This is a genomic window from Duganella flavida (assembly GCF_009857445.1).
Classification (GTDB): domain Bacteria; phylum Pseudomonadota; class Gammaproteobacteria; order Burkholderiales; family Burkholderiaceae_D; genus Rugamonas; species Rugamonas flavida.
This window is the reverse complement of sequence record NZ_WWCN01000016.1, coordinates 44,594-59,986: the sequence shown is the minus strand read 5'-3', so window position 1 is coordinate 59,986 and position 15,393 is coordinate 44,594. Positions and strand designations below refer to the sequence as shown.

At 63.6% G+C, this 15,393-nt stretch carries 12 protein-coding genes; 7 read left to right on the top strand and 5 right to left on the bottom strand.

Going from position 1 to position 15,393, the window contains the following annotated elements:
* Genes GTP46_RS22695 through GTP46_RS22680 form a run of 4 tightly spaced genes read right to left on the bottom strand, consistent with a single transcriptional unit; the run spans nucleotide 1 to nucleotide 2,583 of the window.
* Nucleotides 1–723, bottom strand: a complete 723-nt coding sequence (locus tag GTP46_RS22695; RefSeq protein WP_161008902.1) for an SDR family NAD(P)-dependent oxidoreductase — start codon at nucleotides 721–723, stop codon at nucleotides 1–3.
* Nucleotides 720–1,022, bottom strand: coding sequence for a hypothetical protein (locus tag GTP46_RS22690; RefSeq protein ID WP_161008901.1), 303 nt, complete (start codon nucleotides 1,020–1,022; stop codon nucleotides 720–722). The genes GTP46_RS22695 and GTP46_RS22690 overlap by 4 nt, the downstream gene beginning before the upstream one ends.
* Nucleotides 1,023–1,042: 20 nt before the next feature.
* The gene (locus tag GTP46_RS22685) at nucleotides 1,043–1,645 is read right to left on the bottom strand and encodes a GNAT family N-acetyltransferase (protein WP_161008900.1); all 603 of its coding nucleotides are present in this window, start codon (nucleotides 1,643–1,645) and stop codon (nucleotides 1,043–1,045) included.
* An 8-nt stretch (nucleotides 1,646–1,653) separates the two neighbouring features.
* Entirely contained in the window at nucleotides 1,654–2,583 is a 930-nt protein-coding gene (locus GTP46_RS22680) for a class I SAM-dependent methyltransferase (protein WP_161008899.1), read from the bottom strand.
* 199 nt (nucleotides 2,584–2,782) lie between these two features.
* Here GTP46_RS22680 and scpA point away from each other — a divergent pair, with 199 nt between their 5' ends.
* From scpA to GTP46_RS22655, 5 genes are all read left to right on the top strand, one after another.
* Nucleotides 2,783–4,960, top strand: coding sequence for a methylmalonyl-CoA mutase (gene scpA, locus GTP46_RS22675; protein WP_161008898.1), 2,178 nt, complete (start codon nucleotides 2,783–2,785; stop codon nucleotides 4,958–4,960).
* Nucleotides 4,960–5,940 (top strand): methylmalonyl Co-A mutase-associated GTPase MeaB, encoded by a 981-nt coding sequence (gene meaB / locus GTP46_RS22670; protein WP_161008897.1) that lies wholly within the window; start codon nucleotides 4,960–4,962, stop codon nucleotides 5,938–5,940. Before scpA ends, meaB begins: the two co-directional genes overlap by 1 nt.
* Before the next feature lie 48 nt (nucleotides 5,941–5,988).
* The gene (locus GTP46_RS22665; protein ID WP_161008896.1) at nucleotides 5,989–9,120 is read left to right on the top strand and encodes an O-linked N-acetylglucosamine transferase family protein; all 3,132 of its coding nucleotides are present in this window, start codon (nucleotides 5,989–5,991) and stop codon (nucleotides 9,118–9,120) included.
* Between the two features lie 5 nt (nucleotides 9,121–9,125).
* A complete protein-coding gene (locus GTP46_RS22660) occupies nucleotides 9,126–10,220 on the top strand; it encodes an SGNH/GDSL hydrolase family protein (protein WP_161008895.1) in 1,095 nt (364 codons plus the stop codon).
* 152 nt (nucleotides 10,221–10,372) lie between these two features.
* Nucleotides 10,373–11,026 carry a hydrolase gene (locus GTP46_RS22655; protein WP_161008894.1) on the top strand — a complete coding sequence of 218 codons (654 nt, stop codon included), beginning with the start codon at nucleotides 10,373–10,375 and terminating at the stop codon, nucleotides 11,024–11,026.
* Between the two features lie 94 nt (nucleotides 11,027–11,120).
* Here GTP46_RS22655 and GTP46_RS22650 read toward each other — a convergent pair whose 3' ends face one another.
* Nucleotides 11,121–11,585, bottom strand: coding sequence for a VOC family protein (locus tag GTP46_RS22650; protein ID WP_161008893.1), 465 nt, complete (start codon nucleotides 11,583–11,585; stop codon nucleotides 11,121–11,123).
* 64 nt (nucleotides 11,586–11,649) lie between these two features.
* On the opposite strand from GTP46_RS22650, the gene GTP46_RS22645 reads away from it, so the two are divergent.
* Nucleotides 11,650–14,490 (top strand): O-linked N-acetylglucosamine transferase family protein, encoded by a 2,841-nt coding sequence (locus tag GTP46_RS22645; protein ID WP_161008892.1) that lies wholly within the window; start codon nucleotides 11,650–11,652, stop codon nucleotides 14,488–14,490.
* Nucleotides 14,491–14,576: 86 nt separating this feature from the next.
* A complete protein-coding gene (locus GTP46_RS22640) occupies nucleotides 14,577–15,389 on the top strand; it encodes a hypothetical protein (protein WP_161008891.1) in 813 nt (270 codons plus the stop codon).
* Nucleotides 15,390–15,393 lie beyond the last annotated feature (4 nt).

Below are 15,393 nucleotides of genomic sequence, written 5' to 3'. Positions count from 1 at the left end.
TCAGTTCACTCCACCCATGTAGATGGTCTGCGCGGTGATGTATGCGCTGCGCTCCGACGCCAGGAAATCGATGATGTTGAAGATGTCGTCCGGCTCCGCATAGCGCGGAATCGGCAGGCCGGCGATCACGGCGTCGATCTTATCGCCCGGCAGCTGCGCCAGCATGTCGGTCTTGATCGCGGTGATGGACAGCGTATTGCAGGTGATGTTGAGCGGCGCCAGTTCCTTGGCCATCACATTGGCCAGCGTCGCCAGGCCGGCCTTGCAGGCGGCGTAGACGGAATCGCCAATCGGCTCCAGGCTCACCGCCATCGAACCGATATTGATGATGCGGCCCCACTTCCCCTTGCGCATCAGCTTTGACGCTTCGCGCGACACCATGAAGGCGCCCATCAAATTCGTATTGATCATGGCTTGCGCCTGCGCCGGCGGCATGATCATCGCGTATTGCGAGGTCAGCACCGCAGCGTTGTTGATCACAATATGCACCGCCTCGCTCACCTTCTTCAGCGCCGCAAAGCCCTGCTGCACCGAAGCCGGATCGCCGATATCGACCTGGAAGTGATGGTAATCGGGATGATCGATGGTCGACTCGCCGCGCGCGAAGCCGGCCACACGGCCGCCGTTGCGCAGGATGTGCTCCGCGATCAGACGTCCCACGCCGCGCCGGCTGCCGGTAATCAGCGCCAGCTTACCAGCATAGAAAGCGCCGGTTGGATTCATGCCTGTTCCGACAACAGCAGCTCGATGTAAGCGGTCAGCGAGTTCACGTCGGTGAACGGCGAAACTGCCTGGCTCATGGCGCGGTCGTCGGTCAGGCTGATGTCGCGGCCAGCCTGCTCGGACACGGCGCCTTCAACGTCCACGATCACCGAGACCAGCGACAGCGAATCGAGCACCGCATCGGCGCCGAACAAACGGGTATCCAGGCCGACGGTCAGCTGCTCATCCGGGCCGCGCTCGTCGTTGATGTTGTTCAGGGCCTGCAGGATGATGGCGTGGATGGCGTCTTGGTTCAGCATGGGCTAGTCCTTGTAATGAATTATTTGGCGGTCTGGCGCGCGGCGGCGATCAGCACCTTCATGCGCGGCAGCGCGTTCTTGCGGTATTCGTCGTCCAGCATGCCCAAGTACACGGCGTCTTCGAACGAGCCATCCTTCTGGCACAAGTGCTTGCGCAGACGGCCCTCTTCCTTCATGCCCAGGTATTTCTGCCACTTGATCATCAGCGTGTTGTTGGCGGCGATGATGCCGCACACGCGCAGCAGGCCTAAGCGGTCAAACGCCAGTTCATACAGCAGCTTCATGGCTTCCACCGCAACCGGCACACCCTGGGTCGCGGCCTCGTCGCCGATCAGGAAGCGGCCCGGTTCACCGTGGCGGTTGGCGCGGTCGATGCCGACCAGCGACAGCATGCCGACCGGGTGGCCGTTTTTCAGTTCGATGATGTAGTTGTACTCGGACGCCGGACGGCCGGCGATCCATGCCGCCTGCTGTTCGACGCTGGCGGCGCCGGCGTTGAGGAAGCGCGCACGCTGGGCGGTGCGCCAGTCCAGCGTCAGCGCGGCGTCTTCCGGGCGCAGTGGACGCAGGTTGACGAATTCACCGCTCAACACTTCGGTGTTCGGTACGGCAGCTTGGGACATATGGCTTCCTAGTAGACGATGAAGGCGGCAGCTTCCGGCACCGGCACGCCGGGCGCGGACGGCTTGTAAGCCATGCCGATGAACGATTGTTCCAGCGTGAAGCCAGCCTCGATCAAATGCGCCAGCACTTCGCTGCCGTTGCGGTACAGGTAAATGTGGTCGGCATGGGCCGCATTCAGCGCCGCCGTGATGAAGGCCTTGGCGCCCGGCGCCATATTGCGGCGCAGGCCGCGCAAGAATGCGACAGGATCATCCAGATGCTCCAGCACTTCCACGCACACCAGCCAGTCGGCTTTCGGCTCCAGCGGTGCTGCGGTGACGTCGCGCAGCTCAGTGCGATAACGGTCTGCGACGCCCAGTGCGGCCAGCTGTGTTTCAGTAAAGCGCTGCGACGATGGGCTGATATCCAACCCCACGCCACGCACCTGCGGCAAGGCGCGCAGCAGCAGGCCGGAATACAAACCGGTACCGATGCCAACTTCCATAAACGAAGTGGCGCCCGCCACGCGCATGGCCTGCACAAAGGCGCTATTGAAAAACTGGATCTGGCGATAGTGGTGCGGCCACAGGAAGTGCGACAGCAGCAGGCCTGGCAGGTATTCCTGCATCATGTGCTGCTCGTTGAAATACACCTCGCTCGATGCCTGCTCGTGGGTCTTGGCCTTGTACTGGCGTTCACGCTCAAACACCGCCTGCAAGCGCATCGACTGCATGGCGAAAACGGAATAGCCCTTGGCGGCTGCCGTCACTGCCTCCTCAGTCGGAAACAGCGCGTTCAGCACCGGCTCGAAGGCGTCAGCCCATTCGGCGCCAAACAGGGCGGCGCTGCGGTCGATGATGTCGGCTGCAAAGCGGTGTTTGGCACGCAGGATGTCGGCCATGCGGGTCAGGCCCGGGTAACGTACCCGGTCAAGCTGGAAGGGATAGTTTTCAGGCATGAATATCGCGTTTGGCAAAAGCATCAGAAACCGGCCCAGCGTCCGGCAGAAGGCTGCACTCTAGCATACCCATCCCGGTTTTGGGTATGCCAAACAGCCACGGAAAAAGCGCCCTTCTCTGGGTCTGCGGCATGGGTAGGAAAGCCCGTCACTGCAAGGTACAATCGGCACACAACCGTCCGCCCGCCGAAAGCCAGATATGCCCGAACGCCGCCCTGTTCCTCCCATTCCTGCTGCCACGCTGGCGGACTGGCATGCGGCGGCGGCACGTTCCGCGCCCGGCGGCGATACCGCCCGGCTCAATACTCAGCAGGCAGACGGCATCACCATGAAGGCGCTGTACACCGCCGCCGACCTTGAGGGCCTGCCGCACACCGATACCTTGCCTGGTTTTGAGCCCTTTGTCCGTGGCCCGCAAGCCACCATGTACGCGGCACGCCCGTGGACCATTCGCCAGTACGCCGGCTTTTCAACGGCCGCCGAGTCCAATGCCTTCTACCGCCGCAGCTTAGCGGGCGGCGGCCAAGGCGTGTCGGTGGCCTTCGACCTGGCTACCCATCGGGGCTATGATTCCGACCATCCGCGCGTGAAAGGCGATGTTGGCAAAGCCGGCGTGGCGGTCGATTCGGTGGAGGACATGAAGATCCTGTTCGACGGCATCGCGCTCGATAAAGTGTCGGTATCGATGACCATGAACGGCGCGGTGCTACCGGTTTTGGCCGGTTATATCGTCGCCGCAGAGGAAGCAGGTGTGGCGCAGGAACAACTGTCCGGTACCATACAGAACGACATCCTCAAAGAATTCATGGTGCGGAACACCTACATTTATCCGCCCGAACCGTCGATGCGCGTGGTGGCTGACATCATCGCCTACACGGCGCAGCATATGCCGAAGTTTAATTCGGTGTCGATTTCCGGCTACCACATGCAGGAGGCCGGCGCCACGCCGGCGCTGGAACTGGGCCTGACGCTGGCCGACGGCATGGAATACGTCCGCACCGCCATCAACAAGGGCATGGATGTGGATGATTTTGCCGGCCGGTTGTCGTTCTTCTTCGGCGTTGGCATGAACTTCTACATGGAAGTGGCCAAGCTGCGCGCGGCGCGGCTGCTGTGGTGCCGCATCATGCAGGACTTCGGCGCCAAATCGCAGAAATCGCTGATGCTGCGCACCCACTGCCAGACCTCCGGCTGGTCGCTGACGGTGCAAGACCCGTACAACAACGTGGTGCGCACCACGGTGGAGGCGATGGCTGCGGTGTTCGGCGGCACCCAGTCGCTGCATACCAATTCGCTGGATGAGGCGATTGCGCTGCCATCCGAATTCGCCGCCCGCATCGCCCGCAACACGCAGCTGATTTTGCAGGAAGAGACCCAGATCACCAATGTGATCGACCCGTGGGCTGGCTCCTACATGATGGAGAAGCTGACGCAGGACGTGGCGGATCAAGCCTGGGCCATCATCCAGGAAGTTGAAGAAATGGGCGGCATGACACAGGCGGTGGGCTCGGGCTGGGCCAAGCTGAAGATCGAAGCGGCGGCGGCGCAAAAGCAGGCGCGCATCGATTCGGGGAAGGATGTCATCGTGGGCGTCAACAAATACCAGAGCGGCATCGAGGACCAGGTCGAGGCGCGCGAGATCGACAACACGGCAGTACGCGAGCAGCAGATCGCGCGGCTGGCCGAGATTCGTTCGACCCGCGATCAGGAAGCGGTAGGCGCGGCGCTGGCGGAACTGGGCGTGGCAGCGTACGAACGCCATGGCAACCTGCTGGAACTGGCGGTGCGCGCGACGCGTTTGCGCGCCACGGTGGGCGAGATTTCGGATGCGCTGGAACAGGCGTGGGGTCGGCATCGCGCGGCCAGCCAGACCGTGTCCGGCGTGTACTCGGCTGGCTTGGCGGATGATGAAAACTGGTCGCTGCTGCGCGCGGAAGTGGCGCAGTTCGCGGTGGAGCAAGGCCGCCGTCCGCGCATCATGGTCGCCAAGCTGGGACAGGATGGGCATGACCGTGGTGCGCGCGTGGTCGGTTCCGCGTTTGCAGATCTCGGCTTCGACGTCGATCTCGGGCCGCTGTTCCAGACACCGCAAGAAGCCGCACGCCAGGCCATCGAGAACGACGTGCACGCAGTGGGCGTCTCCACACTGGCCGCTGGCCACAAAACGCTGGTGCCAGAATTGATAGAAGCCCTGCGCGAACAAGGCGCGGAAGACATCATCGTGTTCGTCGGCGGCGTAGTGCCGACGCAGGACCACGGCTTCCTGTACCAGTCCGGCGTAAAAGGCATCTTCGGCCCCGGCACGCCCATCCCGCAATGCGCCGCCGAAGTCCTCCAGCAAATCCGCGAATCGCTGGCGGTGCTGGCCGCTGCCTGATGAGCATCGAGCCTGACGACGACGCGCTGGCCGCTGCCCTGCTGGCGCGACAGCGGCGCGCGCTGGCCAAGGCCATAACGCTGGTCGAATCCTCGCGCCCTGACCATCGGCTACGCGCGCAATCCCTGCTAGACAAACTGCTCCCGCACACCGGCAAAGCCTACCGCATCGGCATCAGCGGCGTGCCTGGCGTCGGCAAATCCACCTTCATCGAAGCCTTCGGCATGCACCTCTTGGCGCAAGGCCTGCGCGTCGCCGTGCTAGCGGTTGACCCATCCTCGCCGCTGACCGGCGGCTCGATCTTGGGCGACAAAACCCGCATGGAACGCCTGTCGCAACAGGAAAACGCCTACATCCGCCCATCGCCAGCACGCGGTGCCTTAGGCGGCGTAGGCCACCAAAGCCGCGAAGCGATGCTCATCTGCGAAGCCGCCGGCTACGACATCATCATCGTCGAAACCGTCGGCGTAGGCCAAAGCGAAACCGCCGTCGCCGGCATGTGCGACGTCTTCCTGCTGCTACAACTGCCCAACGCCGGCGACGAACTGCAAGGCATCAAAAAAGGCATCCTCGAACTGGCCGACATCGTCGTCTACAACAAAGCCGACATCGACCCGCGCGCCGCCGCCGTCGCCGCAGGCCAGATGCGCGCCGCCCTGCACATGCTGCGTCCCGCCTCGCCGCACTGGCAGATGCAAGTCATCCAAGCCAGTGCCAGCACCGGCACCGGCATCGAAGAAATCTGGGCCACACTGCAGAACTACCGCAAAACCATGCAGCATCTGGGTGCCTTCGAAGAACGCCGCAAGCACCAGGCGCAAACCTGGATGTGGCAACTGGTGGAAGCCGGCCTGCAAGAGCGCTTTCGCAACCACGACGCCGTGCGCGCAGCCCTGCCGCAAGCCTTGCAGCAGGCTGCCGACGGCACCACCAATCCGGCCACGCTGGCCACACTACTGCTGGACGCCTTCCGCCACTGAGGCGAAGCAGGTATCATAAGTCCAGCCCTACCAACAGACTACGCCTCAATGACCGCTCCCCAACACGCGCAATGGCTGAAACAGGCCGCACGCGGCAACATGTCGATTCCCGAATTGTTCGACGCCGCCGCCGCAATGACACAACAAGGCCAGGCCCAATTGGCCATCGACCTTTATCGCAGCTGGATCGAACACACCAAACGCTCGCCACTGGCGCACGCCGCATGGTTCAACCTCGCCGCACTGCTGGCCGCGACCAACGATGACGAAGGCGCGGAAGCCGCCTATCGCAAATCCATCGCCATGCAGGCGCGCTTCATCGAAGGCCGCCTGAATCTGGGCACACTGCTGGAACGGCGCGGCAAGCCGCAAGATGCGCTGGACATGTGGCGCACCATCCTCGGCCCGCAGGTCAAGATCGACAAGATCCAGCAACGCGGCCTATACCTGCAAACCCTGAACAACCTGGGACGCCTGCTGGAAATCCAGAAGCAGTATCCCGAAGCGGAAGAGATGCTGGCGCAAAGCCTGCGCGCCGATCCAACGCAAGTCGGCGTGATGACGCACTGGGTGCACCTGCGCCAGAAGCAATGCCACTGGCCGACGTGGTCCGGCCTCGATCACATCACGCGCAAGCAGATGGAAGATGGCGCGTCGGCGCTGGCGATGCTCAGCCTCACCGACAATCCGGACCTGCAAATGGCCGCCGCCCAGCGTTTCGTCAAAGACAAGATCAACGCCAGCGTCGCGCCACTTACCGACGGTAAAGGCTATGGCCACTCACGCCTGCGCATTGGCTACCTGTCGTCCGACCTGTGCTCGCACGCGGTCTCCATCCTGACCGCCGAACTGTATGGCCTGCACGACCGCAGCCAGTTCGAAGTCTACGCCTTCAGCTGGAGCCGCGAGGACGGCTCGCCGCTGCGCGCGCGCGTGGTGGCCGGCATGGACCACTACATCCCGATTCACACGCTGAGCGACGAACAGGCCGCACACCTGATCCGCGCCCACGAAATCGACATCCTCGTCGACCTGCACGGTCTGACCTCCGGCGCGCGCCCGCAGATCCTGGCCTACCGTCCCGCCACCGTGCAGATGACGTGGCTGGGCTTCCCCGGCACCACCGGCCTGCCAGGCATCGACTACGTGATCGCCGACGATTTCCTCATCACGCCCGAGATGGAGAAGGACTTCACCGAGAAACCACTGCGCCTGCCAGACACCTTCCAGATCAACGACCGCCAGCGCCTGATCGGCTTCACGCCAACGCGCGCCTCGGTCAACCTGCCGGAAGACCCTTTCGTATTCTGCTCCTTCAGCAACAGCTACAAATACAAGCCGGAGCTGTTCTCGCACTGGATGAGCATCCTGCGCCGCGTGCCGAATTCCGTCCTGTGGCTGGTGGCCGATACGCCGCTGGTGGGCGAGAACCTCAAGCAGCACGCGAAGGACGCCGGCATCGATCCTGAACGCCTGATCTTCGCCACGCGCGCGCTGCCGGCGGACTACCTGGCCCGCTACCGCATCGCCGACCTGTTCCTCGACACCTACCCGTTCAACGGCGGCACCACCGCCAGCGACGCGCTGTGGGCCGGCCTGCCGGTGCTGACCTGCTCCGGCCCAACCTTCGCCTCGCGCATGGCGGGCAGCCTGCTGCGCGCTGTGAACCTGCCGGACCTGATCACCACCACCTTTGCCGACTACGAAGAAAAAGCTGTCGCACTGGCCAACGACCCGGCACGCATCGCCGCCATGAAGCAGCAGCTCAACGACAACCGCATGAGCTGCGCCCTGTTCGACACCCCGCGCCTGGTGCGCAATCTGGAAGCGGCGATGAAGCGCGTCGCCACGCCTATCACTACGAGCAAAGACATGAATCCTATCGACCAAATCCCGATGATCGCGGTGTCCTACAACGCGCCCGACCTGATTGCCGCGCTGCTGTCCACCTTCCGCCAGCACTACCCACACAACCCGGTCACCATCATCGACGGCTCGGCGCCGGAGATTGCAGCGCAAATCGCGCCGATCTGCGCGCAGTACCAGGGCGTGACCTTCAAGCCGTTCGGCTACAACATCCACCACGGCCCGGGCATGGCGTGGGCGATCGAAAACCTTGATCTGAAAGGCCGCGTGCTGTTCCTCGACTCCGACGTCGAGATCCTCAAACGTGGCTTCCTCGAATCGCTGGCGGAGAATCTGGAGCCGCAGATGTACGGCGTCGGCAACGTCACGCCGGTCGATGAAAATGGCTTCTCGAATGGCCCGAACAGCATGCCCTACCTGCACCCGGCCTGCATGCTGACCAACATTGAAGTCGTGCGCGCATGGCCACTGCCGGTCAAGCACGGCGCGCCGATGCTGCCATCGATGATCGCGCTGGCCAAAGCCGGCAAGAGCGACTTGCTACGCAACGTCACTTGGGTCAACAACGATTTCAGCGACAACCCGGCGCAGCGCATCTTCATCCGCCACGACTGGCAAGGCACCGTGCGCCGCACCGGCGGCTACCACTACGACAAGCCTAGCGCCACGCAGATCAACAGCGAACTGCTGTCCTTCGTGCCGCCGACCGCCGTCAAAGTGGTGCAACTGGGCTGCGGCGATGGCGCGTTCGCCAAGGCCTACAAACAAATCAACGCCGTCTGCAACTACACCGGTATTGAGCGCGACGCCATCGTCGCCGAACAGGCGCGCGCGCACTGCGACTTCGTCTACAACCAAGACTTCGAAGCGGCCGACGAACAGCGCGACCGCCAGCTGGCACAGGCCAATTGCTGGGTACTGGACGGCGCGCTGGAACGCGTGCGCGATCCGTGGGCAGTGCTGGCGAAAATCCGCAGCAGCATGGCGGCTGACGGCACGCTGGTACTCTCCGTGCGCAACATCCAGCACTGGAGCGCACAGGTGCGCCTGAACATGGGCGACTTCCGCTATCGCGAAGACGGCGTAATGCACAAGGATGAACTGCGCCAGTTCACGCGTGGCTCGCTGCTGGAACTGCTGGCGCAAACCGGCTTCCGTTTGACCGGCGGTGCGCCGGTGATCCGCCCTGAAGCGGGCCGCGATACCTTCCTGCCTATCCTGCGCCAATTGGCCGTGGCTAGCGGCAGCGATCCTGAGCTGTCGGTGCAGGACGCGCTGGCGCAGCGCTACATCCTCACCGCAGTACCGGCATAACGATTATGCGCATCCTGATCATCGGCGGTTCGAACTCGCTGCTCAAGGGCGGCTACGTGTCGGGCCTTGCGCACTCCCTGCAAGGCTATGTGGAAGCGGAGATCGTGCAGATATCGGTCGGTGCGACGACGTCGTTGTCGGCCATCGGCCGCCTGCACGAAACCTTCAACGGCCAGCCTGCCGATGTGATTTTGTACGAATACGGCATCAACGATGCGGGCCACTTTGCGCCGCGTCCGGGCGGTGCGGAATCATGGCTGCTGTGTTTTCACCTGCTGCTGAAAACTGCAGCGCGCCTGTATCCATCGGCGGTATTCGTGCCGCTGGTGCTGGCGCAGCAGCACCATTTCTCGATGGCGGTGCAGAACCCGATTTACGATGCGCAGATCCGCGCCTACCAGGAACTGGCGCTGCCCTACATCGACGTGCGGGCCTGGATGTCATCGCTATTCCTCGGCCGCGCGCCGGAATGGATGTACCGCGACGCCGCCCACTACGACACGCCACACGCCACCTCCATCATCGGCGCGCTGGTGGCGCAACGCTTGCTGACATTGAAGGCGCAAAACGCCGAACCGCTATCGAGCACGCTGGCGCGGCTGCAAACCGTATCGCCATTTGCGAAGATAGAAGCGATGTACATCCCGGCGGTGAATCTGCAGCAGTTCATCAGCGGGCCAACAGAGCCGGGCCACATCGCCAATCGCCTGATGCAGCTGGACTATGTGCGCATGCTGCCGGGCAGCCGCCTTGACCTGAACAGCGCCATGTTCCCATTGGCCTTGTTCCTGAAATCCGATCCGAACCACGACGCGCTGCAGCTGGAATTGAACACGCCGGAAGGCCTGTCGATCAACACCCGCGTCGCCACGCGTCATGCGGATACCGAAACGCTACCGTTCATCTATTCGAGCATCCCGCTACCGCTGCTGTGGAGCCATTCGCTGTTGATGCACTACGGCGCCAGCCAGCTGGCCGTCTCGGTGCCGCTGCAAGCCGGCGGCGCCCAATCCGGCTTTGACTGCTACGCCCCTGGCCTCCCCGGTGCGCCCCAGCGCCACCTCGACTTCGTCGGCTTATTGATGCTGGTGCAGCAGTAATTCTCAATATTCGAAAATTTCGATAATAAAGCGGAAATTTTTCCGCTTTTTGTTTTTGGATTGGCCGCGCATACTGCATTCCATCGACGCAGCAACAACGAAAGCGGCGTCAAACACCAAATCGAAATTATTGAATATTAAGGAGAACTACCATGCCTACCGCCATCGCCAAACCAGGTCAAACCCTGCTGAGCCCAAGCAACCACGCCCTGATCCTGATCGATCACCAGTCGCAAATGTCGTTTGCCACCAAGTCGATCGACCCGGTCCAGCTGCGCAACAACGTGGCGCTGGTGTCGAAAGCGGCCAAGGAATTCAAGGTGCCGACCATCCTGACCACCGTGGCGGAAAAATCGTTCTCCGGCCCGATCTTCAACGAAATCAAGGAAGTGTTCCCGGACGAAGTGGCGATCGACCGCACCACCATGAACACCTGGGAAGACCCACGCATCGCCGAGCGCGTGAACGCCATCGGCAAAGAGAAAATCGTGCTGGCCGGCCTGTGGACGTCGGTGTGCATCGTGGGTCCGGCACTGTCGGCGCTGGACCAGGGCTTTGAAGTCTACGTCATCACCGACGCCAGCGGCGACGTCTCCGACGAAGCCCACGAACGCGCCGTCCAGCGCATGGTACAAGCCGGCGCCCGCCCGATGACCTCGCTGCAATACCTGCTCGAACTGCAGCGCGACTGGGCTCGCGGCGAGACCTACAACGAAACCGTCGCCACCTCCATCGCCCACGGCGGCGGCTACGGTCTCGGCCTGATCTACGCCAAAACCATGTTCAACGCCGCTGAAGGCCACTAAAAAAGTCGGGGTCAGCTCTGTCAAATGGACAAAACGGAACTAAAGATTTAGAAAAAGTTCCGTAATGTCCGAATGACAGAGCTGACCCCGAACTTTACTTGCGGTAGGCGGCGATGACTTCAGGTGGCGCTTGCACCAGCTCGATCAGTACACCGGCGCCGGCGATCGGAAACTCCTCGTTGGCTTTCGGGTGCAGGAAGGCGATGTCGTGACCGGACGCACCTTTGCGGATGCCGCCGGGAGCAAAGCGCACGCCTTGTGCGGTCAGCCATTCCACTGCCACCAGCAGGTTGTCCACCCACAGGCCGACATGGTTCAAGGCCGGTTGGTCCACGCGCGGGCTGCGCGACGGGTCCAGCGGCTGCATCAAATCCACTTCCACCTGGAATGGACCACTGCCCAGCAGCACAATATCTTCGTCGACGTTTTCTTTTTCGCTCACAAAATGGCCGGATGGCGCCAAGCCCAGCATGTCCACCCACAGCTTGCGCAGCGGTTCCTTGGAGGCGGCGCCCACCGCAATCTGTTGCAGGCCAAGGATTTCAAACGGTCGGCTCATGAATACTGTCTCACTTTGGTATGCGAAGATTGAATCCTAGACGGATTCAGCCGACAATACCAGCATGACTGCCAGCCTCCCCAGCGACGAATCGCAACTGCAGGAACTGAACAAGGCCCTTGCCGCCAATGAATTGACGCAAGCAGCCAAGCTGGCGTTTGCACTGGCCAAACGCGGCACCCTGCCCATCATGCAGCTGATCGGCCTGGCCGGCCTGATGGGCCACGCCGGACAAGCCGAGCGCGCCGCCGAGCTGTATCACCTGTGGCTGCGCTGCACCGAGTCGCCGCTGCTGTTTGCCGCGTGGTACAACCTCGGCGTGCTGCAAATCCAGGCCAACGAACAGCAGGAAGCCGAGCAGTCGCTACGCGCGGCACTGGCCATCAAACCCGATTTCATCGACGCCCGCATGACGCTGGGCACGCTGCAGGAACGCCTGCGCCAGCACGAGGCCGCCCTCGCCACGTGGCGCGCCGCCCTCGCGCAAATCGATCCCGACCATCCCGCCAGCCGCCCGCAACAGATTCAGGCCCTGAACAGCGTGGCCCGCGTGGCGGCGCTGCGCAAGCACTATCCGGAAGCCGAGGACGCCTGCGCCCGCAGCCTGCTGCTGGATCCCAAGCAGTCCGAGATCGCGGCCCAGTGGATCAGCCTGCGCCAGCAGCAGTGCGCGTGGCCGGTGTGTGCGCCGCTACCCGGCCTCGCTGAAGCCGACCTCGGCCACAGCGCCTCGGCCGCCTCGACCCTGTGCATCAGCGATGATCCGGCCGAACAGCTGGCCGCCGCCCAGCGCCATCCGGTCAACCGCGCCGCTGTGCCGGCCGCGCTGGCCGACCACAGCGGCTATCTGCACCGCAAGCTGCGCATCGGCTACCTGTGTTCGGATTTCAGCAGCCGCGCCGCCGCCCGCCTTACTGCCGAGCTGTACGGCCTGCACCAGCGCGAGCAGTTCGACATCTACGGTTTCAGCTGGAACGAGGAAGACCGCAGCGGCCTGCGCGCCCGCGTCGCCCAGCAGATGGACCACCACATCCGCCTGACGGTGATGAGCGACCTGCAGGCGGCGCAAACCATCCGCGCCCACGAGATCGACATCCTGGTCGATCTGCACGGCCTCGGCGCCGATGGCCGGCCCGGCATCCTCGCGCACCGCGCCGCACCGGTGCAGATCAGCTGGCTCGGCCATCCGGGCAGCAGCGCCATGCCGGCGGTCGACTACGTGCTGGCCGACGCCTTCGTACTGCCGCCGCAGCTGCATGCCTCATTTACCGAGCGTCCGCTTTATTTGCCGGACTGCGTGCAGATCCACGACCGCCGCCGCACCGTCGGCCCGGCGCCAAGCCGCGCCAGCTGCGGCTTGCCTGAAGATGCCTTCGTGTTCTGCAGCTTCAACAGCAGCCGCAAGCTCACGCCATCGCAATTCGCCTCATGGATGCGCATCCTCAAGCGCGCCCCGCACAGCGTGCTGTGGCTGGCCGCCGACAGCGAACCAGTGCGCGACAACCTGCGCATCGCCGCGCTGCGCCACGGCGTCGCCAGCGAACGCCTGGTGTTCGCGCCGCACCTGCCGCAAGCCGATTATCTCGCGCGCCTGCAACTGGCCGACCTCTGCCTCGACACCCTGCCGTTCAGCGGCGGCACCGCAGCAGCCGACGCCCTGTGGGCCGGCGTGCCGATGCTCACCCATGCCGGAGACAGCTATGCGGCCCGTCTCGGCGGCAGCCTGCTGCACGCCATCGGCCTGCCAGAGCTGGTAATGCGCAGCGCCCGCACCTACGAAGACAAGGCCGCGCGGCTGGCCGGCAAGCCGCAGGAACTGGCGCGCCTGCGCCGCCGCCTCACCAAGAACCGCGACAAGACGCCACTGTTCGACACGCCCGCCTTGGTCCGCAACCTCGAACAGCTATACCTGCAAGTGGCACGCGGCGCGCTGCAAAACGACGCCGATCAGCGTGGCACCAGCGATAGCAAGCCAGACGCTACCCTGCCGCTGGTCAGCATCCTCATCCCGACTAGCGAAGCCGACAGCGCTGAGCTGCTGGAAGCCACCGTGCGCAGTGCACTGGCCCAGCACTACGGCCGCTGCGAAATCATCGTCAGCGATAGCGGCAGCGGCGATACGCGCTACAAGCGCTTGAACAAACTGCTGGCCGCCCACCCGCAATTGCGCTACAACCGCGCGCCCACGCTCAGCGCCGAGGACAACCTCGACCATTGCCTGGCGCTGGCACTCGGTGAATACATCGCCGTCGCCCCCGCCGGCGACCTGCTGCACGAAGAAAAAATCAGCAAGATGATGCACTTCTACCAAAACTATCCCGGCATCGGGCTGGTGGCCTGCTGGCGCCAGCCGATTGCCGCCGATGGCAAGCCGCTGCCGGGCGGGCCGTTGATGCCGCAGGCAGCGCTGGGTGGCGCCTCGCTGGCCGGGGTGCTGCTGGCCTACGACGGCGGCGCCAGCGCTGACCTGTGCCAGCCGGCCGGACTGCTGCTCAAGCGCGCCAACCTGGGCACCAGCTTCGGCCACTATCAAGGCAAGCGCTACCGCCATCTTGGTGGCGTTGCCACTGCGCTGGCGGCGCTGGCCGGGCACGAATGCGCCTATCTGTCGGAGCCGCTGTCGCAATACCATCCAACGCCGCCGGCCGCACCAGACGCCGCTACGCTGGACAGCATGCTGGCGCCCGCTTTGGAGCGCCTCTACCTGTTGTATGAAGCCCACACCCGCCAGCACTTCCTGACCGACAGCACCCGCTTCAAAACCCTGCTGGCGGCGCGGCTGGAGGCACTGTCGCTGCTGGTGCATCGCCATCACACCCAACTGGCGGCGGGCGATGCCCAGCAAAACGAGACCGTCCAGCAGGCCCTGCGACTAGGCTACCAATTGCTACTGTCGGCGTTTTAACCGCGCCGTCCTTGGCTTGCCGTCCAGGGCTACGTTAATATCGTCGGCATGCACCGCGGCGCGCGCGGAATCACCACAGGAAGCCCATGATTTACCTACTCGGCATGAGTCACATGATCGGCCTGTTGCACGCGGTCCAGAAGGCCGAAGGCAGCGTCTCGCTGGAGAACTGGTCGACCCAGGAACACGAAGGCTTCTTCCCTGTCAAACTCAAGCCCGGCATGCTGCCCGGCGACCAACTGCAAGCACTGGTGATCGGCCGCCAGGCTTGGGATCCGCTGGTGCATTACGCGGAAACCGGCGGCCGCCGCGTGGTCAACGGCCACGCCGGCTTCATCCAGGCGCTGCAGCCACTGCAGGAACAGCAGGAAGACCACGTCATCCTATCCTATCTGAACGGCAACGGCCATGCTGCGCTATCCATCCTGCAGCACCCGCAGCCGTTCGACTTCGTGCTGCCCGGCCATGAAGACATGGGCATGCAGCCCGGCTTCCAGCCGCTGTCGCATGAACTGATCCGCAAGCACATCCAGCCATTCCAGGTCAGCACCATCGGCGCGCTGTCCTTCCTGCGCGTGCTGCTGCCGAAGGCGCGCATCATCCACATCCTGCCGCCGCCGCCATCGTCCGAGCAGCAAATCCGCAGCAAGCCGGAACTGTTCGAAGGCCCGATGGCCACCACCGGCGTGTCGCCGCTATCGGTACGCCGCAAATACTATCTGCTGGCCAACCGCATCCTGCGCGAGCAGGTGCACGGCCTCGGCATCGAATTGCTGGACGCGCCGCCCGCCAGCATGGCTGCCGACGGCAGCCTGCGCGAAGAATTGTCGGCTGGCGCCACCCACGGCAACAGCGCCTACGGCGAACTGGTAGCCGCCCAGCTGCGCGACCTTTTATAAGCGA